This is a genomic window from Streptomyces sp. NRRL B-24484 (assembly GCF_000717715.1).
In the GTDB taxonomy this organism is placed as follows: domain Bacteria; phylum Actinomycetota; class Actinomycetes; order Streptomycetales; family Streptomycetaceae; genus Kitasatospora.
Genome location: NZ_JOAI01000005.1, coordinates 187,710 through 211,962, shown reverse-complemented (window position 1 = coordinate 211,962; position 24,253 = coordinate 187,710). Strand labels below are relative to the sequence as shown.

At 74.9% G+C, this 24,253-nt stretch carries 21 protein-coding genes; 11 read left to right on the top strand and 10 right to left on the bottom strand.

Annotation, left to right across the window (positions count from 1 at the left end):
- Window positions 1–3: 3 nt before the first annotated feature.
- The 5 genes from IE98_RS0106530 to IE98_RS0106510 form a co-directional block, all read right to left on the bottom strand.
- Complete coding sequence (locus IE98_RS0106530; protein WP_030265602.1) at window positions 4–810, bottom strand: inositol monophosphatase family protein; 807 nt, start codon at window positions 808–810, stop codon at window positions 4–6.
- Between the two features lie 97 nt (window positions 811–907).
- On the bottom strand, window positions 908–2,080 hold the full coding sequence (locus tag IE98_RS0106525; RefSeq protein WP_052390199.1) for a type III PLP-dependent enzyme: 1,173 nt from the start codon (window positions 2,078–2,080) through the stop codon (window positions 908–910).
- The gene (locus IE98_RS0106520; RefSeq protein ID WP_030265597.1) at window positions 2,077–3,855 is read right to left on the bottom strand and encodes an IucA/IucC family protein; all 1,779 of its coding nucleotides are present in this window, start codon (window positions 3,853–3,855) and stop codon (window positions 2,077–2,079) included. Before IE98_RS0106520 ends, IE98_RS0106525 begins: the two co-directional genes overlap by 4 nt.
- 47 nt (window positions 3,856–3,902) lie before the next feature.
- Complete coding sequence (locus IE98_RS0106515; RefSeq protein WP_030265594.1) at window positions 3,903–5,594, bottom strand: IucA/IucC family protein; 1,692 nt, start codon at window positions 5,592–5,594, stop codon at window positions 3,903–3,905.
- Window positions 5,591–6,787 carry an ATP-grasp domain-containing protein gene (locus IE98_RS0106510; RefSeq protein ID WP_030265591.1) on the bottom strand — a complete coding sequence of 399 codons (1,197 nt, stop codon included), beginning with the start codon at window positions 6,785–6,787 and terminating at the stop codon, window positions 5,591–5,593. Before IE98_RS0106510 ends, IE98_RS0106515 begins: the two co-directional genes overlap by 4 nt.
- A 340-nt stretch (window positions 6,788–7,127) precedes the next feature.
- Between IE98_RS0106510 and IE98_RS0106505 the strand changes: the two genes are divergently transcribed.
- On the top strand, window positions 7,128–7,901 hold the full coding sequence (locus IE98_RS0106505) for a (2Fe-2S)-binding protein (protein WP_052390198.1): 774 nt from the start codon (window positions 7,128–7,130) through the stop codon (window positions 7,899–7,901).
- 58 nt (window positions 7,902–7,959) lie between these two features.
- On the opposite strand, the gene IE98_RS0106500 is transcribed toward IE98_RS0106505, so the two are convergent.
- Together IE98_RS0106500 and IE98_RS0106495 are read right to left on the bottom strand one after the other, a co-directional pair.
- Window positions 7,960–8,850: a DMT family transporter gene (locus tag IE98_RS0106500; protein ID WP_030265585.1), complete on the bottom strand. Its 891-nt coding sequence runs from the start codon at window positions 8,848–8,850 to the stop codon at window positions 7,960–7,962.
- 73 nt (window positions 8,851–8,923) lie between these two features.
- Window positions 8,924–9,691: a MerR family transcriptional regulator gene (locus IE98_RS0106495; protein ID WP_052390197.1), complete on the bottom strand. Its 768-nt coding sequence runs from the start codon at window positions 9,689–9,691 to the stop codon at window positions 8,924–8,926.
- Between the two features lie 195 nt (window positions 9,692–9,886).
- Between IE98_RS0106495 and IE98_RS0106490 the strand changes: the two genes are divergently transcribed.
- The 6 genes from IE98_RS0106490 (at window position 9,887) to IE98_RS0106465 (ending at window position 17,371) form a co-directional block, all read left to right on the top strand.
- Window positions 9,887–11,440: a flavin-containing monooxygenase gene (locus IE98_RS0106490; protein ID WP_052390196.1), complete on the top strand. Its 1,554-nt coding sequence runs from the start codon at window positions 9,887–9,889 to the stop codon at window positions 11,438–11,440.
- Complete coding sequence (locus tag IE98_RS0106485; protein WP_052390195.1) at window positions 11,437–12,381, top strand: alpha/beta fold hydrolase; 945 nt, start codon at window positions 11,437–11,439, stop codon at window positions 12,379–12,381. Before IE98_RS0106490 ends, IE98_RS0106485 begins: the two co-directional genes overlap by 4 nt.
- Window positions 12,378–13,310, top strand: coding sequence for an SDR family oxidoreductase (locus IE98_RS0106480; RefSeq protein ID WP_052390194.1), 933 nt, complete (start codon window positions 12,378–12,380; stop codon window positions 13,308–13,310). Before IE98_RS0106485 ends, IE98_RS0106480 begins: the two co-directional genes overlap by 4 nt.
- A 253-nt stretch (window positions 13,311–13,563) precedes the next feature.
- Window positions 13,564–14,568: a zinc metalloprotease gene (locus tag IE98_RS0106475; protein ID WP_052390193.1), complete on the top strand. Its 1,005-nt coding sequence runs from the start codon at window positions 13,564–13,566 to the stop codon at window positions 14,566–14,568.
- A gap of 93 nt (window positions 14,569–14,661) precedes the next feature.
- The gene (locus IE98_RS0106470) at window positions 14,662–15,435 is read left to right on the top strand and encodes an SDR family NAD(P)-dependent oxidoreductase (protein WP_030265569.1); all 774 of its coding nucleotides are present in this window, start codon (window positions 14,662–14,664) and stop codon (window positions 15,433–15,435) included.
- A 136-nt stretch (window positions 15,436–15,571) separates the two neighbouring features.
- The gene (locus IE98_RS0106465; protein WP_030265565.1) at window positions 15,572–17,371 is read left to right on the top strand and encodes an ABC transporter ATP-binding protein; all 1,800 of its coding nucleotides are present in this window, start codon (window positions 15,572–15,574) and stop codon (window positions 17,369–17,371) included.
- 152 nt (window positions 17,372–17,523) lie between these two features.
- On the opposite strand, the gene IE98_RS0106460 is transcribed toward IE98_RS0106465, so the two are convergent.
- Window positions 17,524–18,003, bottom strand: coding sequence for a MarR family winged helix-turn-helix transcriptional regulator (locus IE98_RS0106460; RefSeq protein WP_043173552.1), 480 nt, complete (start codon window positions 18,001–18,003; stop codon window positions 17,524–17,526).
- A gap of 103 nt (window positions 18,004–18,106) precedes the next feature.
- On the opposite strand from IE98_RS0106460, the gene IE98_RS0106455 reads away from it, so the two are divergent.
- Window positions 18,107–18,988 (top strand): alpha/beta fold hydrolase, encoded by an 882-nt coding sequence (locus IE98_RS0106455; protein WP_030265562.1) that lies wholly within the window; start codon window positions 18,107–18,109, stop codon window positions 18,986–18,988.
- Here IE98_RS0106455 and IE98_RS0106450 read toward each other — a convergent pair.
- Together IE98_RS0106450 and IE98_RS51875 are read right to left on the bottom strand one after the other, a co-directional pair.
- On the bottom strand, window positions 18,961–19,632 hold the full coding sequence (locus tag IE98_RS0106450) for a lysophospholipid acyltransferase family protein (protein WP_030265561.1): 672 nt from the start codon (window positions 19,630–19,632) through the stop codon (window positions 18,961–18,963). The two genes, IE98_RS0106455 and IE98_RS0106450, sit on opposite strands and share 28 nt — an antisense overlap.
- Before the next feature lie 197 nt (window positions 19,633–19,829).
- Window positions 19,830–22,052 (bottom strand): bifunctional glycosyltransferase/CDP-glycerol:glycerophosphate glycerophosphotransferase, encoded by a 2,223-nt coding sequence (locus IE98_RS51875; protein ID WP_052390192.1) that lies wholly within the window; start codon window positions 22,050–22,052, stop codon window positions 19,830–19,832.
- A 965-nt stretch (window positions 22,053–23,017) separates the two neighbouring features.
- Here IE98_RS51875 and IE98_RS0106440 point away from each other — a divergent pair.
- From IE98_RS0106440 to IE98_RS42100, 3 genes are all read left to right on the top strand, one after another.
- Window positions 23,018–23,293: a hypothetical protein gene (locus tag IE98_RS0106440; protein WP_030265557.1), complete on the top strand. Its 276-nt coding sequence runs from the start codon at window positions 23,018–23,020 to the stop codon at window positions 23,291–23,293.
- Window positions 23,294–23,453: 160 nt separating this feature from the next.
- Window positions 23,454–23,876, top strand: a complete 423-nt coding sequence (locus tag IE98_RS0106435; RefSeq protein WP_030265554.1) for a YjbQ family protein — start codon at window positions 23,454–23,456, stop codon at window positions 23,874–23,876.
- 100 nt (window positions 23,877–23,976) lie between these two features.
- Window positions 23,977–24,204, top strand: a complete 228-nt coding sequence (locus IE98_RS42100; protein WP_043173548.1) for a hypothetical protein — start codon at window positions 23,977–23,979, stop codon at window positions 24,202–24,204.
- The last annotated feature ends 49 nt before the right edge of the window (window positions 24,205–24,253 follow it).

Sequence of the window (24,253 nt, the reverse complement as noted above, 5' to 3'; positions counted from 1 at the left end):
AGGTCAGTGCACGGCGGCGCCGAGCAGGATCTCCTGGGTGCGGTCCCACACCGCCGGGTCGCAGGCGACCAGCAGCCCGTCGAGACCGCCCGGCGGCTCCGGGCGGTACTCGCTGCCGTCGAGCCGCGCGGAGACGCCGCCGGCCTCCGTCACCAGCAGCGAACCGGGGGCGTGGTCCCAGGGCAGGGTGCGCCAGTAGAGGATGAACTCCTGCCGGCCGTCGGCGAGCTGCGGGTACTCCATGCCGGCCGACCGCCGGCCGGCGGACACCTCGCCGAACACCCGGGCATTGGTCTGCAGTTGGTGGTGCAGCACCGGGTCGAGGAAGCGGCTCTTCACCGAGCCGCGCCACTTCTGCGGCTCCGGGGCGGCCGGCTGCCGGACGAGCCGCTGCCCGTCCCGCCAGGCGCCGGACCCGAGTTCGGCGGAGTAACAGACGCCGTCGACGGGCTGGTAGATCCACGAGGCGACCGTACGGCCGGCCCGGACGAGCGAGGCCATCACCGCGAAGTCCGGGCGGCCCGCGACGAAGTTCGCCGTTCCGTCGACCGGGTCCACCAGCCAGCAGGCGGGCTCGGTGGAGAGCGCCAGGGCCAGTGACGGATCGGCGGCCACCGCCTCCTCGCCGACCACCGGCACCGGAAGCAGCTCGCGCAGCCGCCGGGCGATGATCACCTCGGCCTCCCGGTCGGCGACGGTGACGATCTCACCGGGTGCCTTCTCCAGCACCTCGCCCGCCGCGAGGGCCCGGAACCGGGGCTCGACCGCCTCCGCCGACGCCTCGGCGAGGATCTCCGCCACCTTCTCCATCAGCACCCGAACGCTCCCTTCGCCGGATACCACTCTCCCATGCCCGGCCGTCCCCGACCTGCGGCGGCCCCGGGACCACCGGGCGCACCCGGGGCCGCTACCCGTCCAGGAAGTGGAAGCCCGGGTGGGGGTGCATGAGGAACGCGTGGTGGGAGATGTTCCAGGCGTAGGCGCCGGCCATCGCGAACACCACCCGGTCGCCGGCCCGCAGGCCCGCCGCGGGCACCCGGCCGGCCAGCACGTCCTTCGGCGTGCAGAGCTGGCCGGAGAGGGTGACCAGCGGGCCGGTCGCGGCCGGCCGCTCCCACGGGTGCGGCCAGTGTTCGGACGGCAGCACGGCGAAGGGCTGGGCGTGGCCGCGGGTGGCCGGCGTCCGCAGGTGGTGGGTGCCGCCGCGGACGACCGCGAAGTCCTCGCCGTGGCTGTGCTTGAGGTCCAGCACCTCGGTCGCGTACCAGCCGCAGTGGGCGGTGAGCGAACGGCCGGGTTCGATCCGCAGCCGCAGCCCCGGGTGCCGGTCGAGCAGCTTCTCCAGGCCGGTGCCGTAGGCCGTCCAGTCGAAGCGGTGGCCGGGGTCGGCGTAGTCCACGGCCATGCCGCCGCCGACGTTGGCCTCGGCCAGGCCGAGGCCGACGGTGTAGTCCACGATCCTTTCGGCGAGGGCGAGTTGGCCGGCGGCGTCGAGACCGCTGGCGAGGTGGGCGTGGACGCCGTGCAGCCGCAGCCGACCGAAGCCGGGGGAGTCCAGCAGCCGCAGGCACTCCTCGACGCCGGCCCCGTCCATGCCGAACGGGCTGGGCCGGCCGCCCATGGCGAGGGCGACGCCGTCGAGGCCGCCCTCGGCCACCGGCAGGTTGGCCCGCAGCAGGACGTCCACGGCCTCGCCGGAGGCGGCGAGCAGGCGCAGTTCGTGGACGCTCTCCACGTGCCAGCGGTGCACCCCCGCGGCGAGCACGGCGGCGATCTCGGCCGGGGTCTTCCCGGGGCCGCCGAACGCGGTCGGTGCGCCCGGCACCGCGGCCCCGACGTGGGCGGCCTCACCGCCGGAGGAGACCTCGTAGCCGTCCACGTACGGCCGCAGGGCGGTCAGCAGGGCCGGCTCCGGGTTGGCCTTCGCGGCGTAGTACAGCTCGACCCGCGCGGGCAGCGCGGACCGGACGGCGGCCGCGTGGCTGCGCAGCGCCGGCAGGTCGTACAGGTAGGCCGGCAGCTCCTCCGGGGCGAGCGCCTCGACGCGGCGGGCGACCAGGGTGCCCGGGGCGGCGCTCACCGCGCGGCCCCGCTGCGGGCGGCCTCGGCGAGCACCTCGGGGGCGAGCGGAGAGGGCAGCCGCACGTATCCCGCCTGCCGGTCGGGGAGGCGTTCCCAGCGGGTCAGCAGGTTGGCCTTGGCGGGCAGCGGGGCGCCGTCCAGCAGCGCGGTGAGCCGGGACGGGCGGCCGTGGGCGTCGGCGCGCTCGTCCAGCACCGCGCGCAGTTCGGCCCAGAGGCCGGACTCCAGCCGGCCGGAGCGGGCGGGCGGCGCCTGGTCGGCGAGGGCGGCGAGCAGCTCGGAGAGGTGGTTGACCAGCAGACAGTAGACCACCCGGTCCCAGCCGCGGTCGGCGTCGTAGGTCATCGGTCCGGCGACCTCGGGCGGCAGGCCGGCGAGCGCCGCGGCGTGGTGGCCGGGCAGCAGCTTGGTGCCCTCCAGGTCGCGGAAGAGCACCTGCCCGGGACGCCCGTCCGCGTCCACGCAGACCAGCACGTTCTGCAGGTGCGGTTCCAGCACCACGCCGTGGTCGAAGTAGGCGGCGAGCACCGGCGGGACGACCAGCCGCAGGTAGCGGGCCCACCAGTCGCGGGCCGCGGCCGGGCCGGCGCCGTCCAGCAGCGCGGCGATCTGCGCCGAGCTGGTCGGGTACTCGTCGGCGACGGCGGCGGCCAGCAGGGGGGTGAGGCCGGGGCGGACGGCACCGGCCAGGCCCTCGCGGACGATCAGGCCGAAGCCCTCGTACAGGGCGGTGTCGGGGCGGCCGTCCGGGCCGGGCAGGGCGAGCGTGCGGAAGGCGGGTTCGCGCAGCACGGCGGCGTCCGGGAAGCGCCGGGCGAGGTCGGCGAACGGCCCGGCCAGCAGCCGGGTGAGCGCCACGGCACCGGCCAGCTCGTACGCGGCGTTCTTTCGCAGGCAGTTGGTGATCCGCACGTTGAGGCTGAACTTGAGGAAGGCGCCGGCGCCGTACAGCGTGCGGACGGAGGCGGTGGCGGTGAACGGCGCGCCGCCCGGGCCCAGGTCGAGCACGTCGCCGCGGGCGAGCGCGGCGGTGAGCGCCGGGTGCTCGCGGAGCAGCGAGTACTGCCACGGGTGGGCGGGCAGCAGCCGGTAGCCGTCCGGGACGGCGCCGCGCAGCCCGTCCAGCAGGGCGGCCGCGGCGGGGTCGGCGGCGTCCTCGGCGAGCAGGTCGGCGCGGACGGCGAGGTGGCGCAGCCGGAAGGCGGCCCGGGCCTCGGGGGCGTAGGCCGTCCAGGCGGCCGGGTCGGCGGTGCGGCCGGCGGAGCGGGCCTTGGGCGCGGGGTGGAAGCGGTGCCCGAACAGCAAGGCTTGCTCGGACTCCAGGTAGCGGTCCGGTCCGGGCTCCGGGCGGTCGGCCAGTGCGGCGGTCACCCCGGCGTGGCTGGAGGCGAGTTGGGCGAGGAACTCGTCGTTGGCGGTGCCGCCGCGGTGGCCGAGTTCCGCCTCGACCTGCTCGGCGAGCTCCCGCCAGCCCAGCTCCCGCCAGGCGCCCTCTCGCAGGCTGCTCGCCCGCGGGGCGTCGGCGGTGCGGGCGAGGACGGGACCGGTGAAGCGGTGAGCCCCGGACAACGAGGTGCGGCGCAGCGCGACCCGCAGCAGGGCGCCGCGGCGGGGCAGCCGGACGACCAGGTGGCCGTCCAGGACGGCGGTCTGGTGCTCGGGCGCGGAGACCTCGCGCAGCAGGCAGTTGAGCAGGGTGTGCGCGACGGCGTGGTCGGCGCTGGGCAGCCCGGTGGGGGCGCAGGTGTGGCGGGCGTCGAGCCGTGGGGTCATCCGGGTGCTCCCTCGCGGGTGTGGGCGGCGGGCGCCTGCGGGAGTGCTCACCTGGGCGCCTCCAGCAGGTAGTTGGGCCCGGTGGTGTAGTGCTTGTTGATGTCGGCCGCGCCCGAGCGCTCCTTGCTGAGCAGGGTCCCGGCGGTGACCATCGCCTTCACCGGCAGTTCCCGGGCGTCGAGCAGGGCGGTGCGCAGCGGGGCGCCGGCCGGGCCGAGCCGGTCCACGGCCTCGGTGAGCCGGGTGCGCAGCAGGCCGAGGCTCCGTGCGAGCGGGGCGCGGCCGAGGGCGGCGAGCCCGAAGGCGAGGGCACCGGTGCACAGGTGGCCGGTGATGGTGGTGAACAGGTCGGTGACCGGCCGGTCGTCCGTGCCGGCGATCCGGGGGTCGTCGAACGCGTCGGCGTACGGCGCCAGTTCGCCCAGCCGGGCGGTGTTGATGCGCGGGCCGTCGTCGTCCTTGAGCAGCAGCCGCATCCGGGTGCGCCCGTCGGGCCGGTCCAGTACCAGCGAGGTGTTCTGCTGGTGCGCCTCCAGCGCGATGCCGTACGAGAACAGGGTGGTGTGCCAGTCGAGCAGCAGCTGCAGCAGCTCGTCGTAGAGGCGCAGCACGTCGCCGCCGTGGAAGCGGTCGGCGAGGTGGTCGAGGACGGTGCGCCCGCCGGGGGCGGGGGCGAGCAGGGCGGCCAGCGGAACGGTCACCGCCGCTTCCAGCCCGGCGGGTTGGCGGCGCAGCAGCACGGCGAGGAGCTCGTGGCCGGCGTGGGCGAAGCACTGCTCGTCGGCGTGCAGCACGGTGCCGGCGAACCGGGGTTCGCGGGCGGTGACGGCCGCCAGCAGCCGCTGTCCGGCGGCGCCGTCGACCAGGCTGCCGGGCTTGATGGTGCGCCGGTTGCGCAGGCCCAGGGTGGCGGTGGCGACGGGTAGTTTGAGGTGGACGGAGGGGTCCTCGACGGCCGCGACGGTGCGCATGGACAGCGTCGGACGGACGGTCAGGTACGGCCGTTCGGCCAGCCGCGCGCCGGGCACCAGGGCGGCCAGCTCGGGGGTCGCCGTGAGCGGGTGGACGGGCAGGGCGAGACCCGGGCCGGGTTCGCCGAGGTCGGCCGGGGCGGGCCACCAGCCCGGCAGCGGCCCGGCTCCGTGCCGGGTGACGGCCGCCTCGGGCAGGATCAGCCAGCGAAGCTCGAAGGTGGGGTGGAACTCGGGTGCGTGGCACCGCAGTTGGTTGTCGTCGAGGCCGGACCGGCCGCGCCCGGCGGGGTGCACCGGGTGGTCGAGGTAGGCCGCGAGGGTGTCGAAGCCGAGGGACGCGGCCGGGCCGGTCCAGTCGGCCGGGTCCGGGCCGAGGCGCTCGGCGAGGCCGTCGAGGACGGCCGCCCGGGCCCGCTCGTGCAGCCGCATGGTGGCGAGCGCCTGCCGGCACTCCTCGGCGAAGGCGGTGTGGCCGTCCCGGTCGCGCGGATCGGCGAGGCCGGCGACCGCGGCGAGGATCTCGTCGAGGCCGGTCAGCGGGCGGCCGTCGACCTCCAGCAGCGGGCGGCGGGCCGTCCAGCGGCTCTGGAAGCCGTCCTCGGTGACCGGCAGGGCGAGCCGGCCGCCGCGCAGCCAGGCGCCGTCCGGCCGCTGTTCGAGCGCGGCGGCCGAACGCAGCCCGAGCACGTCCTCGCGGTGCAGGGCGCCCAGCACGCGGCGGGTCAGCAGCTCCTCCGGGCCGTCGGTCCGGACGGCCGCGGTCACGGGGTGATCTCCCAGCGGTTGGCGGCGAGGAAGCGGTCGACGGCGCCGTCCACGGCCGTGCGGTCGGCGCCGACCGCCCAGACCACGCCGAGGTAGTCCCGGTTGGTGCGGTGGTGCTCGTGGTGCTCGCCGACCGGGCGGAACGGCCGGTAGACCAGGCGGACGCCGTCCTCCTCGTGCTCCTGCGCGGGCGGCGCGGCGGTGAGGGTGCCGGCCCGGTCGGCGAGCACCGGCCGGTTGTGGCCGTGCGTGCCGGTGCGGGCGCCGAGGTCGTCCGGCAGCGCCTCGCCGAGGTGGACACGGAGCACGAGCTCGAAGTAGGGGATGTCCAGCAGCTCGGCCAGCATCAGGTCGCACTGGTCGCCGATGGCCCGGTAGTTGACCTCGACGATGCGGGCCCGGCCGTCCGGCTGGACGACGAACTCGGTGTGGCAGGCGCCGAATCCGACCCCGAGGGCGTCCAGCTGCGCCAGCACCTGGTCGACCACCGGCGCGGGGTGCTCGGCGACGAACTCGAGTGCCTCCTCGACGAAGTGCGGCGGCGGCGAGAGTCGGGTGCGGAACCCGCCGAGCACCCGGCGGCGGGCGGTGTCGCCGAGCGTCTCCAGGGTGTGCAGCTCGCCCTCCAGGAACTCCTCGACCACCAGGGCGTCCTGCGGCCGGCGGCGGCGCACCGCGGCGCAGTGGGCGGCCAGTTCGGCGGCGTCGGCGACCAGCGCGACGTCCTCGCTGGCGACCCCCTCGCGCGGCTTCACCACGCACGGGTAGGGCGGGTCCAGCTCGGACACCGGCTGCCCGGGGGCGAGTTCGAGGGCACGGACGGCGTCCAGGCCGGCCGCGGAGAGGTGGCGGCGGAACTGGGCCTTGTTCTTCGCCCGCAGGGTGGCCCGCCAGTCCTTGGCCGGCAGCCCGAAGTAGTCGGCGGCGAGGGCGGTCTGGGTCTGCAGGTGGTCGCTGTTGCTGAAGACCGCGTCCGGCGCGTGGTGGCGGGAGACCGCGCCGACGACCTCGCGGAAGTCCCGGACCTCGCAGCCCAGCACCTCGGGCGGCGCGGCCAGCCCGCGGTAGGCCTCGCGGTGGGCGTCCGGCCGGTCGGTGAGCACGGTGACCGAGAGGCCGAGCCGTTCGGCCGCGGGCAGGAAGCCCTCGGTGACCGAGTCGGTCGGGTTCAGGGCGAGCAGGTACAGCCGCATGGGCGTCGTCCTCGGATGGTGGCAGGGGCCCGCGGGGCGCGGGTGCGGGCACGTGTCGGCGTCGGGCGGCGGGGCGGCCGCCGCCGGGCGGTCGGGCGGCCGGTCCGGTGCGGTCGATCGTGCCCGGGGGCGACGCCCGGAAACCGCGGCCGGGCCGGGGCCGGTGGCGGCGGCGCGGGCTTCGGCCACGGGGCGCTCAGCGGTGGACACGGAACCGAACCTTAGGTTAGGCGTACCTAATTGCGTCAAATCGGCCGATCTGTCGGGGTGTCGGCGTGTCGACGGCCCGTCAAGTCCATGTAAGGTGAGGCATACCTTAGTTGATCACGGGAGTCCTCCGATGCTCCAGCTGACGGCCGTGCACGCTTCCGCTGCCGGACCACCCACGTCGATTCGGCGTCTTGTCGACATCTGCCCGGCGCTGCCGGTCACCCTGCTCGACGGACCGCCGGCCGACGGCGGGCGCTGGTGCCCCGGAGACGCCCTGGCCGCCCGCGCCGAGGCCCTGATCGCCGCCGAGGCCGCCCGGATCGAGGCCGCGCACGGCACCGCCCCGCGGCCCCACGTCGCCGCCTCCCGGCTGCTCCACCACTACCTGTGGTCGCTCTGCCTGCTCACCGCCGGGCCCTGGTACCTCGACGGGCGGGCCGCCCGGATCGCCCCCTCCGCCCTCTGGATCGAGGAGTCCACGGGCGACCTCGCCCTGCTCGCCGACCTCCCCGAGGGCGGGCCGCGCGGGCCGGACGGACTGCGGGCGGCGGTCGCCGCCCACGCGGGGCCGGTGCTCGGGGCCTTCCAGCCGTACGTCCGGCGCGGGCCGCACGCGCTCTGGGGCATGGTCACCGACGACCTGGTCTCGGCCCTCTGGTACCTCGGGCGGGTCCTCGGCGAGGAGGAGCGGGCGGTCACCGCCGCCTCCGTCCTGCTGCCGGGCGGCACGCCGCCCTTCAGCGGCGCCGCCGCCTTCCGCCGCCTCCCCGGCACGGAGGGCCGCCGCCACTGGACCCGGACCCGCCAGGGCTGCTGCCTCTACTACGCCGTCCGCCCCGACGAGGCCTGCACCACCTGCCCCCGCACCCCCGACGACGAACGCGTCCGCCGCCTGGAACAGTGAGGAACGGGGTGGGTGCACCCCACGCGCCCCTGATTGGGCTCTCCCGCCCCTGCGGGGTTCACGCTCTGCGGGAGACGGCCACGCCGGTGAGGCAGAGGGCACCGACGGCGAGGGCGAGCGGGGCGGGGAGTTCGCCGAGGAGGAGCCAGGCCATCAGCACGACCAGGGCGGGGACGGCGTACGTGGTGGCACCCATCCGGCCCGCGGTGGTGCGGGAGAGGGCGTAGGCCCAGGTGGTGAAGGCGAGGGCGGTCGGGAAGAGTCCGAGGTAGACGAGGCCGAGGACGGCCGAGGCGGGTGCGTGGCCGAGGTCGTGCACCAGGCCGGGGGCGAACGGCAGGCAGGCGACCGCGCCGATCATGCAGCCGAAGGTGGTGGTCTGCAGGGGAGTGGCGTGCCGCAGCGCGGGCTTCTGGAGGACGACCCCCGCCGCGTACGCCGCCGCCGACAGCAGGCAGAGCACGATGCCGAGCAGCGAGCCGTGCCCGCCGCCGCCGGACATCGACAGCCCGGTCACCACGGCGCCCGTGAAGGAGACCGCGATCCCGGCGACCAGTCCGCGCGGGAAGCCCTCCTTCAGCAGCCAGCCGCCGAGCAGGGCGATGAGCAGCGGACCGATGTTGACCACCATCGCGGCCGTCCCCGCGTCGACCTGCTGCTCGCCCCAGTTGAGCGCCACCATGTAGAACCCGAACCAGAGCACCCCGGAGGCGGCGATGCCGGGCCAGGCGGCCCGCGGCGGCAGCCCCTCGCCGCGGGCGACCAGCAGGACGACCAGGGCGACGGCGCCGACGGCGAGCCGGCCGAGGGCGAGCGCTCCGGGGCCGAAGGAGGCCCCGGCGTCCCGGATGACCACGAAGGCGGAGGCCCACAGCACGACGGTGGTGGCGGCCGAGCCGAAGGCGCGGCCGTCGAACGGCGCGGCGGTGTCGGTGAGTGTCTGCTCCATGCCGCGCACGGTACCGGCCGGACGGTTCGGTGCCGACCGAAATATCACGGGCCGTAACAGCGCCGGCCGCCGGTCAGCAGCCCTCGGAGAGCAGTTTGTCGTACGCGGCCCGGACGGTGCGGTCCATGGCGAGCATGAACTGGGCGTCGGCGGTGGCCCGGGCGAGCGGGCGGACGCGGCGGATCCGCTCGGTCAGCCCGGCGGCCTCCTCGGGAGTGAGGTCGGCGACGTGGGTGAGGCCGCCGAGCAGGTGGTCGCGGGCGAGTTCGGTGAAGGCCTCGGCGACGGCGTCCAGGTGCTCCTGGGTCCGGCGGCTGACGTCGAGGACGGCGGCCAGCGGGACCCCTTCGGCGACCAGGGCGAGGGTGGCGTCCATCAGCCGGCGGCTGATGTGGGTGATGCCGTCCTCCTCGACGGTGATGTAGCCCTGGGCGATGGACTCGGCGGTGTTCTCGGGGGTGAGCTGGTCGCCGAAGGCGGCGAGGAGTTCTTCCCAGCCGAGCCGGACGGGGGTCTCGTCGGACCAGGGGGCGGCGATCTCGTCGCGCAGGCCGATCAGATCGGCGACGTCGCGGCCGCTCTCGCCGGCGCCGATGAGTTCGGTGATGCCGCCGAGGGTGTGGCCGCGCTCCAGCAGTTCGCCGATCATCTTCAGCCGGGCGAGGTGCTGTTCGCCGTACCAGGCGATCCGGCCCTCCTTGCGGGGCGGCTGCAGGAGTTTGCGCTCGCGGTAGAACCGCAGGGTCCGGGTGGTGATGCCGGCGGCCGCGGCGAGCTCCTCGACGCGGTACTCGCGGGGCTGCCCGCTGGTGCTGGTGATCTCCGCCACGCCGCTCAGCATAGGGCGGGCGCGCCGTGAGGCGTCGTGCCCGGCTTCTTCCGCACCGGGGCGGCAGCGGCTACTCTGCCAATCGTGCCAGTGATTACTGGCATGGTTAGGCTCGACAGTCCCCGCCGTTCCACCAGCTCCGCCCGGACCCACCCGCACCCCGCACCTCATACCCCCCACCCTCGCCACCTGCCCTGGAGCCGCCGCATGGCATCGCGCAGCAAGCAGCCCGCCGCACCCGCCGCGGGCGCGTCCGACCATCCGCACGTGCGGGTCGCCGTGATCGGCTCCGGCTTCGGCGGCCTCGGCGCCGGCGTCCGGCTCCGCCAGGCGGGCATCACGGACTTCGTCATCCTGGAGCGGGCCGCCGCCGTCGGCGGCACCTGGCGCGACAACAGCTACCCGGGCTGCGCCTGCGACGTCCCCTCGCACCTCTACTCCTTCTCCTTCGCGCCGAACCCGGAGTGGCCGCGCAGCTTCTCGGGCCAGCCCGACATCCGGGCCTACCTGGAGAAGGTCACCGACACCTTCGGGCTCCGCCCGCACCTGCGGTTCGGCGCGGAGGTCACCGAGGCGCGCTGGGAGGAGGGCCCGGCCCGCTGGCGGCTCACCACGTCCGCCGGCACCTGGACGGCCGACGCCGTGGTCTCCGCCGCCGGGCCGCTCGCCGACCCGCAGATCCCGGACGTCCCCGGCCTCGCCGACTTCCCCGGCAAGGTGTTCCACTCCTCCCGCTGGGACCACGACTACGACCTGACGGGCAAGCGGGTCGCGATGGTCGGCACCGGCGCCTCCGCCGCCCAGATCGTCCCGGCGATCCAGCCGCAGGTCGGCCGGCTCACCGTCTTCCAGCGCACCCCGGCCTGGGTGATGCCGCGTCGCGACCGCGAGATCACCGGCCTGGAGAAGTGGCTGCACGGCGCCCTCCCGCCGACCGGCGCGCTGCGCCGCGGCGCGCTCTTCGCGCTGCGCGAACTCCAGGTGGACGCCTTCGTCCGCCGCCCCGGCCTGCTGAAGCTCGTCCAGAAGATCGCCGAGAAGCACATCGCCCGCGGTGTCGCCGACCCGGCGCTGCGGGCCCGGCTGACCCCGGACTACCGGATCGGCTGCAAGCGCATCCTGCTGAGCAACACGTACTACCCGGCGCTGGCGGCGGCCAACACCGAGCTGGTCTCCTCCCGGCTCGCGGAGGTCCGCGGCTCGACCCTGGTGGCCGGGGACGGCAGCGAGCACGAGGTGGACGCGATCGTCTTCGGCACCGGCTTCCACGTCACCGACATGCCGATCGCCCAGCGGGTCTTCGGCATCGGCGGGCGCAGCCTGGCCGAGGAGTGGAAGGGCGGCATGGAGGCGCTGCGCGGCTCCACCGTGCGCGGCTTCCCCAACCTGTTCTTCGTGATCGGCCCGAACACCGGGCTCGGCAACAGCTCGATGATCCTCATGATCGAGTCGCAGCTGAACTACCTGGTCGACGCGCTCACCACCCTGGACTCGGTCGGCGCGACCGCGATGCAGCCCACCGCCGTCGCGCAGAAGCACTGGAACCTCGAACTGCAGCACCGGATGGACCGCACGGTCTGGACGACCGGAGGCTGCGTCAGCTGGTACCTCGACGACAGCGGGAAGAACACCGTGCTGTGGCCCGCGTCGACCTCGGCCTTCCGCCGCGCCACCCGCCGGGTCGACCTCGCCGAGTACGAGCTGATCAAGCGCACCGCGGCCGTCACCGCCGCCGCGCCCGCCGAGGAGGTGCCGGCGTGATCGACGCGGACTGCGTGCTGCCCGACCCGGCCGGGATCCGGCGGGTCCGCTCCGCCGACGGCACCGGGCTCAACGTCGAGCTGTACGGCCCGGACGGCGCCCCCGTGGTCGTCCTCGCCCACGGCTGGACCTGCTCCACCCCGTTCTGGGCGCCGGTGGTCAACCGGCTGGCCGCCGACCACCGGGTGGTCGCCTACGACCAGCGCGGCCACGGCCGCAGCGACGTCCCGTCCGGACCCGCCGGGTACGGCACGGCCCGGCTGGCCGACGACCTGGAGGCCGTGCTGACCGACGTGCTGCCGGACGGCGGCCGTGCGGTGCTGGCCGGCCACAGCATGGGCGGCATGACGATCATGGCCGCGGCCGACCGCGGCCGGGTCGCCGCCCGGACGGCCGGCGCCGTGCTGATCAGCACCGGCCCGGCCGACCTGGTCGCCGAACTGCTGGTCGTCCCGGCCGCCGTCCGCGGCACCGGGCTGCGCCGGGCGCTGCACCGGGCGGTGCTGGAGTCGAAGCTGCCGCTCGGCCCGGTCAACGGCATCAGCCGCGCCCTGCTCAAGTACGCCACGATGGGCCCCGGCACGCCGGCCGCCCGGGTGGACGCCTGTGCCCGGATCGTGCACGCCTGCCCGACGGCCGTCCGGCACGGCTGGGCCAAGGTGCTGGGCGAGCTGGACGTCACCGCGGGTCTCGCGGGGCTGGCCGCGCCGACCGCCGTGGTGGTCGGCAGCAGGGACCGGCTCACCCCGCCGGTGCACGCCCGCCGGATGGCCGCCGCGCTGCCCGACCCGCAGGGCCTGCTGGAGCTGCCGGGCGTCGGACACATGTCCCCGATGGAGCGGCCCGCCGAGGTCGCCGCCGAGATCCGCCGGATCGTCACCCTCACCGCCGACAACCGCGCCGGCACCCGCGCCGACAAGCAGAGGAGCGCCACCGCATGAACCCGCCCCTGTCCTCCCAGGTCGTGGTGGTGACCGGCGCCGCCCGCGGCATCGGTGCCCTGATGGCCCGCCGGCTCTCCGCGCAGGGCGCCAAGGTGGCGCTGGTCGGCCTGGAGCCGGCCGAGCTGAAGGCGGTCGCCGCCGAGTGCGGCCCGCACGCCTCCGCCTGGGAGGCCGACGTCACCGACCTGGAGGCGCTGAGCGCCGTCGCCCGGCAGATCCAGGACCGCTACGGCCGGATCGACAGCGTGGTCGCCAACGCCGGCATCGCCATCGGCGGCCCGCTGCTGGACAGCGACCACCGCGCCTTCACCCGGGTGATCGAGGTCAACCTGCTCGGCAGCGTGGCCACCGCCCGGGCGTTCCTGCCCGCGCTGGCCGAGAGCCGCGGCTACCTGCTGCAGATCGCCTCGCTGGCCGCGCTGACCCCGGCGCCGCTGATGTCCGCGTACTGCGCCAGCAAGGCGGGCGTCGAGGCCTTCGCCCACGCACTGCGCGCCGAGGTGGCGCACCAGGGCGTCAGGGTCGGCGTCGGCTACCTCAGCTGGACCGACACCGACATGGTGCGCGGCGCCGACCAGGACACCGTGCTGAAGCAGATGCGGGCCCGGCTGCCCTGGCCCGCCAACAAGACGTACCCGCTCGGACCTGCCGTGGACCGGCTGATCGCCGGCATCGCCCGCCGCTCGGTGCACGTCTACGCGCAGGCCTGGCTGCGCGGCATGCAGCCGGTCCGCTGGCTGCTGCCCTCGGTGGTGGCGCTCGGCGGCCGCCGTGACATGGCCCGGCTGGAGCCGGAGTTGAGGGCCACCGCGGACCGGCGGCTGCGGCCGGTCGGCGCGGGCGGCGAGGCCGACACCGCCGTCCGGACCACCGCTGCACTTTCGGGTGAACCGACGGCGGGTCGACTGGACGGCGCGGCGGACTGACCGTCAGTCTCGGGCCGGGGTGGCGGAATCCGGCGCCCCGGCCCTGACGGCTTTCGGCCAACCGGGTGCTTCCGGATTGGCGAAAAAGCTCCCCATGAACAGCCCAACGGCCGGTAAACCTCCGGCATTTGAGTGATTTGTCCGCACCAATTCGCGGCCGGAACGCATCTGACACGTGCACGGCGGGAATGCGTAGCCTCTGCTCGGCGGCCCCCAATGCCGCCATTCCCCCACACCCTCCTCGGGAGAGCAGATGCGCCGTTCTGCCCGTGTCATCCGTCCTGCCCTCGCGGCCTTCCGCGGCAACCGGCTGCTCGCCGCGACCGCCCTCGCCGGCGTCCTGTCGGTCGGTCAGCTGGCCCTGCCGGCCTCCTCCCCCGTGCTCGCCGCACCGGGCGCCTCGGCCTGCACCGGGGGAGAGGACGCGGCCGCCCGCCGTGCCGCCGGCTCCACCGCGCACGAGCCGAACGCCGTCACCGACCTGCAGGCCCAGGCGATGGAGGCCGAACTGAAGGCCCGGGTCGCCAACCTGGCCAAGACCTCCGAAGGCTCCCAGCTGCTCGCGGACTCGGCCCTGGCGGCGACGAGCATCCCGGTCTACGTGCACGTCATCCACTCCGGCACCACCGGCAAGCTGTCGGCCGCGACGGTCGCCAACCAGATCGCCGTGCTCAACGCCGCGTACGGCGGCCAGGGCACCGGCAACACCGCGTCGCCGTTCACGTTCACCCTGGCCGGCACCGACTACACGGACAAGGCCGTCTGGTACAGCGGCATCACCCCCGGCTCCAGCGCCGAGAAGCAGATGAAGTCCACCCTGCGCAAGGGCGGTGCCAACGCGCTCAACCTCTACACCGCGAGCCTCGGCCAGAGCCTGCTCGGCTGGGCGACCTTCCCGAGCTCCTACGCCGGCAACCCGACCGACGACGGCGTGGTGATCCTGGACGCGTCCGTGCCCGGCGGCTCGGCCACCAACTACAACGAGGGCGACACCGCCACCCACGAGGTCGGCCACTGGCTCGGGCTCTACCACACCTTCCAGGGCGGCTGCAACGGAAACGGCGACTACGTGGCCGACACCCCGGCCGAGAAGAGCGCCGCGTACGCCTGCCCGACCGGCCGCGACACCTGCACGAGCAAGGCCGGCGTCGACCCGATCCACAACTTCATGGACTACACGTACGACTCCTGCATGTACCAGTTCACCCCGGGCCAGGTGACCCGGATGACCAACTCCTGGGCCGCCTACCGGGCCTGACCCGGCGCAGCCCGACCGCGCCGCCCGCCCCGGGCCGTCCCGGGGCGGGCGGCGCCCGTGCGCCCCGGCGGTTCGACCCAGTACGGTCGGCGCATGACCACTGCTCTCATCACCGGCGCCACCGCCGGGATCGGTGCCGCCTTCGCCCGACGCCTCGCCAGGGACGGTCGCGACCTCGTCCTGGTCGCCCGCGACACCGCGCGGCTGGAGGAGACCGCCGCGGAACTCGGCAAGCGCTTCGGCGTCCGGGTCGAGACGCTCACCGCCGACCTCGCCACCGACGCGGGCATCGCCGCGGTCGAGGAGCGGCTTCGGGACGGCGAGCGCCCGGTCGACATCCTGGTCAACAACGCCGGCTTCGGGAACAGGGGCACCTTCCTCCAGGTCCCCCTCGACGCCGAGCTGACCATGCTGAAGGTCCACATCGAGGCCGTCCTGCGGATCACGAGCGCTGCCGTGCCCGGGATGCGCGAGCGCGGCCGCGGCGCGGTGGTCAACGTCGCCTCGGTGGCCGCCTTCTTCCCCCGCGGCACCTACGGGGCCAGCAAGGCCTGGGTGGTCAGCTTCACCCAGGGCGCCGCCCGCGACCTCGCCGGCAGCGGGGTGCGGATGCAGGCGCTCTGCCCCGGCTTCACGCGGACGGAGTTCCACGCGCGGGCCGGTATGGGCACCTCGAACATCCCCTCCTGGGGCTGGCTGGACGCCGACCGGGTGGTCGACGACTCGCTGCGCGACCTGGTGCTGGGCAAGACCGTTTCGGTGCCCGGCAAGCGCTACAAGCTGGCGGTGGCGCTGGCCCGGCTGGTGCCGAGCGGCCGGGCAGGGGCGATCTCCTCGAAGGCCGGCCGCAGCTACGGCCCGAACTGAGCGCCGGACCCCGGGGGCAGACTGAGGGAGGCGCGGCCGGACCACCAGGAATAGGGCCAGGCTCATTATTAGTTAGGCTAATGATGATGCAGTCCCTGCCGGCGGTCCCGCCCGCCCCCGTACCCGGAGGTCGCCCTTGAAACTCGACCGGATCGACTGGACCCCGCCCGACCCGGACCGGGCCGAGTCGGCGCCGCCCGCCCAGCTCCGCCGCATCCTCGCGCTGTTCCGGCCCTACCGCGGACGGCTCGCCGTGGTCGGCCTGCTGGTCGCGGCCTCCGCGGTGGTCTCGGTCGTCACCCCGTTCCTGCTGCGGGCCACCCTGGACACCGCGATCCCGCAGGGCCGCACCGGGCTGCTCACCCTGCTGTGCCTCGGCATGATCGCCACCGCGGTCGTCAACAGCATCTTCAACGTGCTGCAGACCCTGATATCCACCGTGGTCGGCCAGCGCGTCATGCACGACCTGCGCACCGCCGTCTACGCCCACCTGCAGCGGATGTCCCTGGCCTTCTTCACCCGGACCCGCACCGGCGAGGTGCAGTCCCGGATCGCCAACGACATCGGCGGCATGCAGTCCACGGTCACCATGACGGCCACCTCGCTGGTCTCCAACCTCACCGGCGTCCTCGCCACGGTCGTCGCCATGGTCGCCCTGGACTGGCGGCTCACCGTCGTCTCGCTGCTCCTCCTCCCGGTCTTCGTCTGGATCAGCCGCCGGGTCGGCAACGAGCGGAAGAAGATCACCACCGAGCGGCAGCGCAAGCTCGCGGCGATGAGCTCCGCCGTGCAGGAGTCGCTCTCGGTCAGCGGCATCCTGCTCGGGCGCACCATGGGCCGCGCCGACTCGCTCTCCCGGGACTTCACCCGGCAGTCCGACGAGCTCGCCGACCTGGAGGTCCGGGTCAACATGGCCGGCCGCTGGCGGATGTCCACCATCCAGGTCGTGATGGCCGCGATGCCCGCCCTGATCTACTGGGCGGCCGGGCTGACCTCGGCCGGCGGCGCCCCGATCGTCTCGGTCGGCACCCTCGTCGCCTTCGTCTCGCTCCAGCAGGGCCTCTTCCGGCCCACCGTCAGCCTGCTCTCCACCGGCGTGCAGGTGCAGGTCTCGCTGGCGCTCTTCCAGCGGATCTTCGAGTACCTCGACCTGCCGGTGGAGATCGCCGAACCGGCCCGGCCGGTCCACCTGGACCACGTCCGTGGCGACGTCACCTTCGAGGGCGTCGAGTTCCGCTACCAGGGCGACCAGGAGCGCCCCACCCTCGCCGGCGTCGACCTCAAGGTCCCGGCCGGCAGCTCGCTCGCCGTGGTCGGCGAGACCGGATCCGGCAAGACCACCCTCAGCTACCTCGTCCCGCGGCTGTACGACGTCACCGGCGGCCGGGTCTGCATCGACGGCACCGACGTCCGCGAACTCTCCTTCGACACCCTGGCCCGGGCGGTCGGCGTGGTCTCCCAGGAGACGTACCTCTTCCACGCCTCGGTCGCCGACAACCTGCGCTTCGCCAAGCCCGACGCGACCGACGAGGAACTCGTCGCGGCCGCCGAGGCCGCGCAGATCCACCCCATGATCTCCGCCCTGCCGGACGGCTACGACACCCTGGTCGGCGAGCGCGGCTACCGCTTCTCCGGCGGCGAGAAGCAGCGCCTGGCGATCGCCCGCACCATCCTGCGCAACCCGCCCGTGCTGATCCTGGACGAGGCCACCAGCGCCCTCGACAACCGGACGGAGGCCGCCGTCCAGCAGGCCATCGACGCGCTCGCGGTGGGCCGCACCACCATCACCATCGCCCACCGGCTCTCCACCGTCCGGCACGCCGACCAGATCGCCGTGCTCGACGCCGGCGAGGTGCTGGAACTCGGCAACCACGACGAACTGCTCGACCACGGCGGCCGCTACGCCGCCCTCCTCCGCCGCGAGGCGGCCGCCTAGGACCTGTCCTCGCGGGGGGCGTGCCCCGAGGGGCGCGGGGAACTGCGCAATTCGGATGCGGGCCACTGCACGGACCGGCGGTGAGCCGGATTCGTCAGCAGCGCCATTTCCGGACTGTGCAGTTCTCCCCCGGCTTTCGGCGGGGAGGTGCTTTACGCGCCCCCGGCGGAGGACTCGCGGGCCGCCGCGGCGGCCGCCAGTGCGGCTGTCAGGTAGCGGCGGACGGTCGCGAGCTCGGACGCGTCGAAGTCGTCCGCCGCGCCCACCAGGGCGCCGATCAGCGGGCCGAAGAACGACCGGCCGAGCCCGACCGCCTTCTCGTCCACGGTGAGCAGCACCCGGCGTCGGTCCCGGTCGTCCCGGGTGCGGGCCACCAGGCCGAGTCGCTCCAGCCGGTCGACCAGGCCGGTGGTGCCGGCCGAGTTGAGCCGCAGCGCCGCGCCGAGGCGGCCCGGGGTGACGGTCTCGCCGGCCCGGGCCGCGTCCAGCAGGTGGATCAGCGCCCGCAGGTCCGTCGGGTGCAGGCCGTTGCGGCCCGCGAACTCCGCGCCGAGCAGGTCGAACTCCACCGTCACCGCGCGCAGCAGGTGCACCAGTTCCATCGCCGGGCCCTCGGGCCGTGCCTCCGCCATTGCGCCCACCGTCCTTCCTCCACCGCCCCTTCCGGGTTATTCTCTCGTTCAGCGAGAGAATTGGTCAACGAGACACCGTCACCGAGGCGACCGGGGGTCAACCGTGTCCACCACCGAGTCCCGTCCGCTCCAGGACTTCGACGCCGCCTACGACGCCCTGCTGGCCCGCTGGCCGGCCGGCACCGCCGAACTCGACGTCCCCACCCCGCACGGCACCACCCGGGTGCACGCCCACGGCCCGGCCGGTGCGCCGCCGCTCGTCCTGCTGCCCGGCGGCGGCGCCACCGGCGCGGTCTGGGCCGGCACCGCCGCCGCTCTCGGCGCGCAGCACCGGGTGCTCGCGGCCGACCTGCCCGGCGACGCCGGACGCAGCGCCCGCGGCGGACGGCCGCTGCGCACCGGCGAGGACCTCGCCGCGTGGCTGGACGCGCTGCTGGACGGCCTCGGCGCCGAGCGCGCCGACCTGTGCGGGCACTCCTACGGCGCCCTGCTCGCGTTCGACTACGCGGTGCGCAGGCCGCAGCGGGTGGACCGGCTCGCCCTGGTCGACCCCACCCAGTGCTTCGCCGGCTTCCGGCCGGGCTACGTGCTGCGCGCGCTGCCGCTGCTGCTCCGCCCCACCCGGGCGAGCGCCCTCGCCCTCCTCGCCCGGGAGACCGCGGGCACCGCAGACCCGGACTGCGCCGAGGTGTACGCCCGCGGCGCCGGGCTGCCCGGCCTGGCCCGGCCGCTGCGGCTGCCCCGGCCGGACGCCGCCGCGCTGCACGGCCCCGTGCTGGTGCTGGTGGCCGACCGCAGCGGGGCGCACGACGCGCGGAAGGTCGCCGCGGCGGCGCGCGGGGCGCTGCCGGGCGGCGAGGTGGCGGTGCTGGAGGGGGCGACCCACCACGGACTGCCCGCGGTGGGCGCGGACGGGCTGAACGCCCGCCTGGCGGCCTTCCTCGGCCGCGACCGGGATCAGGCGGCCTTCGGCGCCTCGTTGTAGGCCTCGGCCAGCTCCTGGCCGGACAGCTCGTGGATCGCCGCCATCACCTCGTCGGTGACCTGGCGGCGGGCCCGGGCCGAACGGGCCTGGCCGTGCAGCTCGGGGAAGTGCAGCGGCTTGCCGAACCGGACCGTCACCCGGCGGATCCGCGGGATCCGCCGGCCGACCGGCAGGATCTCCTGCGGGCCCTCCAGGGCGACCGGGACGACCGGGACGCCGGCGGTCAGCGCCAGCCAGGCCACGCCCGTCTTGCCCTTGTAGAGCCGGCCGTCCAGCGAGCGGGTCCCCTCCGGGTAGATGCCGAAGGCCTTGCCGTCGTTCAGGATCTCCAGCGCCTGCTCCAGCGAGGCGGCGGCGGCGCGGATCTCGCCGCGCTCGACCGGCACCGCGTTGATCACCGAGGTGAAGAACGCGCGGGAGACCGCGCCCTTGAGCCCGGTGCCGGTGAAGTACTCGGCCTTGGCCAGGAAATACACCTGGCGCGGGGCCGTCAGCGGGATCACCACGCTGTCGATGAAGGACAGGTGGTTGCTGGCCAGGATCACCCCACCCTTGCGAGGCACGTGCTCCAGGCCCTCGACGACCGGCCGGTAGACGGTCTTCGCCAGCGGCTTGAGCACGAGCTTCGTGATGAGGTTGAGCATGGGCCCTCCCTGGCCGGCCGACGGTGTCCCGACCGGTCGGCGCGGGATCAGTCCGCACATTACGACATGCACCCCGGCGCCCGTCCACTCCCTCCCGGGGCGGGTCGACCGAGATCCTCGTCACGCTGTGCAGCTGTGCGGTCGCACAGCCGGACACGGTAGGCTGACGGACCGTCACCCGGTGCGCCGGGGCGGTGTCAGGCGGTGAGCACCCGGCGGTCCGCAGCGGTGCCCGGCGCCGTGGTCGGGAAGACCTCCCGGACGACGCGTTCGGCGGCGTGCCCGTCGTCCCACGGGCAGAACCGCTCGCGGAAGCGCGCCCGCAGCCGCGGCTCGGGGTCGCCGGCCAGCAGGGCGTCGGCCACCTGCCCGGTGGTGGTGGCGACCGGACCGGGCGGCTCGGCGAGCAGGTCGAAGTAGACGCCGCGGACGGACCGGTACTCGTCCCAGTCCGGGGCGAAGAGGGCGATCGGCCGGTCCAGTACGGCGTAGTCGAACATCATCGAGGAGTAGTCGGTGACCAGCGCGTCCGAGGCGAGGTACAGCTCCTCGACCACCGGGTGGCCGGAGACGTCCACGATCCGGGCCGCGTCCGGTCCGGTGGAGAGGTCGCCCGGGCCGCCGGTGTGGAAGTAGTGGGTGCGTACCAGCAGGGTGTGGCCGGGGCCGAGCCGGCGGGCCAGTTCGGGCAGGTCGAGCAGCGGCAGGTAGCCGCCGCGGGCCTCCCGGTGGGTCGGCGCGTACAGCACCGTGCGCTGCCCGGCCGGGACGCCGAGCACCTCGCGGGCGGCGGCGCACTCGCCGGCGGTCGCCAGCGCCAGCCGGTCGTTGCGCGGGTAGCCGGTCTCCAGTATCCGGTACCGCCCGGGGTAGGCCCGGGCGAAGTGCTCGCTTGTGTGCGGATTGGGGGAGACCAGGTAGTCCCAGCGGTCGACGGCCTCCTGGAGGCGGTGGAAGTCCATGCCGTCCGCGGCGATCGGATGGTCCCTCAGGTCCATCCCCATGCTCTTGAGCGGGGTGCCGTGCTGGGTCTGCAGGTGCACCGAGCCCGGCCGCTTGCCCGGGACGTGCGGGAAGTTGACGTTGTTGACGAAGTACTTGGCGGTCGCCATCGCGCGCAGGTGGGCCGGGGTGTTCAGCACGACGTGGGGCACCCCCGGCGGCAGCGCGGCAGCCTGCGCGTCGGTCTCCACCACCCACACCCCGCGGATCTGCGGGGCCAGTTCGCGGGCCCGCTCGTAGATGGCGGCCGGGTTGCAGGCGTAGCCGCGGTGCCAGTAGGCGGCGTAGACGGCGAGGTGCTCGTCCAGCGGCAGCCGGCGGAAGGCGTTGTAGGCGGCGAACCGGGCGCCGCCGCGCACCGCCCGTCGGACGGCCGGTCCCAGGGCCCGGGTGCCGCGGCGGGCGGCGGCCGGCAGGGCCCGGGTGCGGCGGAGCTCGTCGTAGGAGCGGCGGGCTCCGCGGGCGGCGAGCCGGTGCGGCAGGCCGCGCGGCCCGCGCGGGAAGACGTGGCCGGGCGGGCGGTGCCGCGCGATGTGCGCGCTGATCCGGCGGAAGAACTCCGGTCGCATCGCCGACGGCACCAGGCCGGGCGTGTCGTACACCGTGAGGGACTGCCGGACGGTGCGCTCGAAGACGGTCGCGCGCAGCGGGCTCGGCCGCCGGTCCAGGAAGGCGAAGATCTCCTCGTACTGGGCGAAGGCGTCGGCGTGCTTCGCGGACGGGGTGCTGGTGATCGCGCCCGGGCGGCCGCGGCGGTAGGCGTAGCAGGGGAGGTCCAGGAACCGCAGCCGGCCGGCGGCGAGCAGCGCGGGGTAGGTGACGGAGATGTCCTCGTAGTAGCCGCGGCCGAAGGAGACGCCGAGGCCCAGCAGGTAGTCGCGGCGGAGCACCTTGTTCCACACCGCCATCACGGCGCGCAGCAGGTCGGGGTGGTCGGCCGCGGTGCAGCCGGCGGCAAGCTCCGGCCCGGTCAGGTGGTGGTGCCAGGGGTTGGGCTCGGTGCCGCCGTCGCCGTAGACGTGCACGAAGTCGGTGAGCAGCACGTCGGCGGGGGGCTGCCCGGCGGCGGCCCGCTCCTCCTCGGCGCGCAGCTCGGCGAGGACGGCGTCGAGGGCGCCGTCGAGCAGCCGGTCGTCGCTGTCGACGAACCAGACCCAGCGGCCGCCGGCCTCGGCGAGGCCCGCCTCGCGGGCGCCGCCCAGGCCCCGGTTCTCGGTGAGGTGGAGGACGTGCAGCCGGGGGTCGACGGCCGCGTACCGGTCGAGGAGCGCCCCGCAGCCGTCGGGGGAGCGGTCGTCCACCGCGATGATCTCCACCTCGCCCGGTGCGGCGGTCTCCGCGCGCAGGGAGTCCAGGCACTCGGGGAGGAAGCGCTCCACTCCGTGGACCGGCAGGACGATGCTGAGGAGGAGGCTCACGCTCGTGTCACTCCGCGCAGGACAGTGGGTCGGCGGCTGCTCGCCCGGTGAAACCACTGTAGCCAGCACAGGTGGACGATCGGTTGACGGAAAGTGATCGTCGGGGTGTCGGGGCGTGTCCCGGAATGATTGCTTCGGACCGTGAACGGGTGGCGGGCGCCGAGGGGCGCGGGCGTCGCGGCCCGCCGTCCGGGGACTGGGCAGCGGCCCCGGACGGCGGCCGGAAAACGCGACCGCCGGTGCCGCGCCGTGCGAGCGGCGGCACCGGCAGTCCGGTTTGGCGGTCCGGCCGACCCTCAACGACCGACCGCCGGTCCGTCACCGCACCTGAGTCGGGCCGCCGCAGCGTCGAGACGGCCGGACAGTGACTCAGCAGGTGTCGGAAGTTTTCTTCATCTGTCGAACTCATTCGACAGGAGTCTCGAGGGGTGGCTCGGGAACTCCGTGTCTGAGGAAATATTGCTTGTAGGTTTCCGCCGCGTCAATCCCTCAGACGCGTTCAAGTTGTGAATGCAGTGACGGCAGGCCTCCGGGGTGCCGCCCGAGGGGCCCGGCCGATGCCGCACCAGCCGGTTCGGGCTGCCCGCACCACCCGGTTCGGGCCGGCCGCACTCTCACCCGCACCGGTGACCCGTCCGGCCGGGTCGTCACCCGCGCGGGCTGCCCGCGGGCCGCACCCCCGGAGCTCTCCCCGCCCCCTGCGCGCCGGGCCCGTGCCGCCGTACGCGGCTCCGGCACTCGGCGTGCTGCCGACCGCAGGTTTGAAGCGCGCCCGATATGCCCGACCTGCGGTGCTGTGTCGGAGATGATCGATGCCCAGTCGTGACCGAGGCCACGGCCGTCTGGTGAAGTGTCAGATCCGTTCGCACGATACGGTGGCAGAACACCAGGACGCTTGCGCGCGGAGAGCCACTCACGGATAGTCTTCGCCTCACGGCCCTGGCGCCTCGTAGGGGTGGGAAACGATGGAACAGATGCAAGTGCGACCGCGGCCGCGAGTGCCGGCGATCCAGTGCGGTGTCGGCACGACCGGCCGCCGGATCGAACGCCACCTGGCCGTGCTCGGCGCGCCCGCGCTCTCGACGGTCGACACGGCCGAGGCCCTCGGCCTGATAAGGGAGCTCACGCCGCGCGGTACCGGTGCGACCGGCACGCAGGCCGCGCCCCGGCGCACCGCCCGGGTGTCGCTGCTCACTCCGCTGCGCCGCCTGCGCCGCAGCCTGTTCGGCAGCCGGCACTAGCAGCGCGGCGGCGGCCCGGCAGCGGGCGCCGCGCACCGGCCGGGCGCTGCCCGGCCGACGACCCGACGGACAGTCACCGTCCGCCGGGTCTTTGTCGTGCCTCCGTCCCACTCCCCGGGACATCCGCCGGTCCGCGGCGGCCATGCGTCAGGATGGCCCCATGGCGGACACCTTCCACACGCTGACCTTCGAGACCACCACCGGTACCGGCGAGGTCGCCCTCGACATCACCGAGCGCTGCGCGGCCTTCCTCACCACCGCGGCCGCCGGCCGCGACGGGCTGCTCAACGTCTTCGTCCCGCACGCCACCGCGGGCATCGCCGTCATCGAGACCGGTGCCGGCAGCGACGACGACCTGCTCGCCGTGCTCCGCGACCTGCTGCCCGCCGACGGCCGCTGGCGGCACCGGCACGGCACGCCGGGCCACGGCCGCGACCACGTGCTGCCCGGGCTGGTCGCCCCGCACGCCACCCTGCCGGTGATCGGCGGCAAGCTCGCGCTCGGCATCTGGCAGTCCGTCGTCCTCGTCGACACCAACGTCGACAACCCGCGGCGGACGGTCCGGCTCAGCTTCCTCGGCTGACGGGCATGCCCGACCGCAGCCCGGCGTTGACGACGGTGCCGGCACCGCACCCCCGCCCGGGGCGGCCCCGGGCACCGCACCACCACCGAGGAAGGCGACCATGACCGAGCCCGACACCTCCACCGCAGCCCCGACGGACGCCGTCTGCGAGCTCGCCCCCGCCGCCGATCAGGCCGTGCAGGGACTCACCCCCGCGGCCGGCCCGGGCCCGCGCGCGGACTGCGTGCTGTGCGGCGAGCCGACCGAGTACCCGGCCGACCACACCGGCTCGACGCTCTGCGCCGTCTGCACCTGGCAGCAGGCCCAGCGGATCGCCTGCACGGGCTGACCGTCCGTCACGCCGACGGTTCCGCTCCGCCCGGCGCCGGCTGACCGTC

What these genes read in the sequence shown, in the direction of transcription:
- IE98_RS0106530 (WP_030265602.1), bottom strand. Translation starts at nt 810, where the DNA reads ATGGAGAAGGTGGCGGAGATCCTCGCCGAGGCGTCGGCGGAGGCGGTC.
- IE98_RS0106520 (WP_030265597.1), bottom strand. Translation starts at nt 3,855, where the DNA reads ATGACCCCACGGCTCGACGCCCGCCACACCTGCGCCCCCACCGGGCTG.
- IE98_RS0106440 (WP_030265557.1), top strand. Translation starts at nt 23,018, where the DNA reads ATGGAACAGATGCAAGTGCGACCGCGGCCGCGAGTGCCGGCGATCCAG.
- IE98_RS0106505 (WP_052390198.1), top strand. Translation starts at nt 7,128, where the DNA reads ATGCTCCAGCTGACGGCCGTGCACGCTTCCGCTGCCGGACCACCCACG.
- IE98_RS0106495 (WP_052390197.1), bottom strand. Translation starts at nt 9,691, where the DNA reads ATGCTGAGCGGCGTGGCGGAGATCACCAGCACCAGCGGGCAGCCCCGC.
- IE98_RS0106435 (WP_030265554.1), top strand. Translation starts at nt 23,454, where the DNA reads ATGGCGGACACCTTCCACACGCTGACCTTCGAGACCACCACCGGTACC.
- IE98_RS0106510 (WP_030265591.1), bottom strand. Translation starts at nt 6,787, where the DNA reads ATGCGGCTGTACCTGCTCGCCCTGAACCCGACCGACTCGGTCACCGAG.
- IE98_RS0106475 (WP_052390193.1), top strand. Translation starts at nt 13,564, where the DNA reads ATGCGCCGTTCTGCCCGTGTCATCCGTCCTGCCCTCGCGGCCTTCCGC.
- IE98_RS0106480 (WP_052390194.1), top strand. Translation starts at nt 12,378, where the DNA reads ATGAACCCGCCCCTGTCCTCCCAGGTCGTGGTGGTGACCGGCGCCGCC.
- IE98_RS0106490 (WP_052390196.1), top strand. Translation starts at nt 9,887, where the DNA reads ATGGCATCGCGCAGCAAGCAGCCCGCCGCACCCGCCGCGGGCGCGTCC.
- IE98_RS0106460 (WP_043173552.1), bottom strand. Translation starts at nt 18,003, where the DNA reads ATGGCGGAGGCACGGCCCGAGGGCCCGGCGATGGAACTGGTGCACCTG.
- IE98_RS0106470 (WP_030265569.1), top strand. Translation starts at nt 14,662, where the DNA reads ATGACCACTGCTCTCATCACCGGCGCCACCGCCGGGATCGGTGCCGCC.
- IE98_RS42100 (WP_043173548.1), top strand. Translation starts at nt 23,977, where the DNA reads ATGACCGAGCCCGACACCTCCACCGCAGCCCCGACGGACGCCGTCTGC.
- IE98_RS0106450 (WP_030265561.1), bottom strand. Translation starts at nt 19,632, where the DNA reads ATGCTCAACCTCATCACGAAGCTCGTGCTCAAGCCGCTGGCGAAGACC.
- IE98_RS0106500 (WP_030265585.1), bottom strand. Translation starts at nt 8,850, where the DNA reads ATGGAGCAGACACTCACCGACACCGCCGCGCCGTTCGACGGCCGCGCC.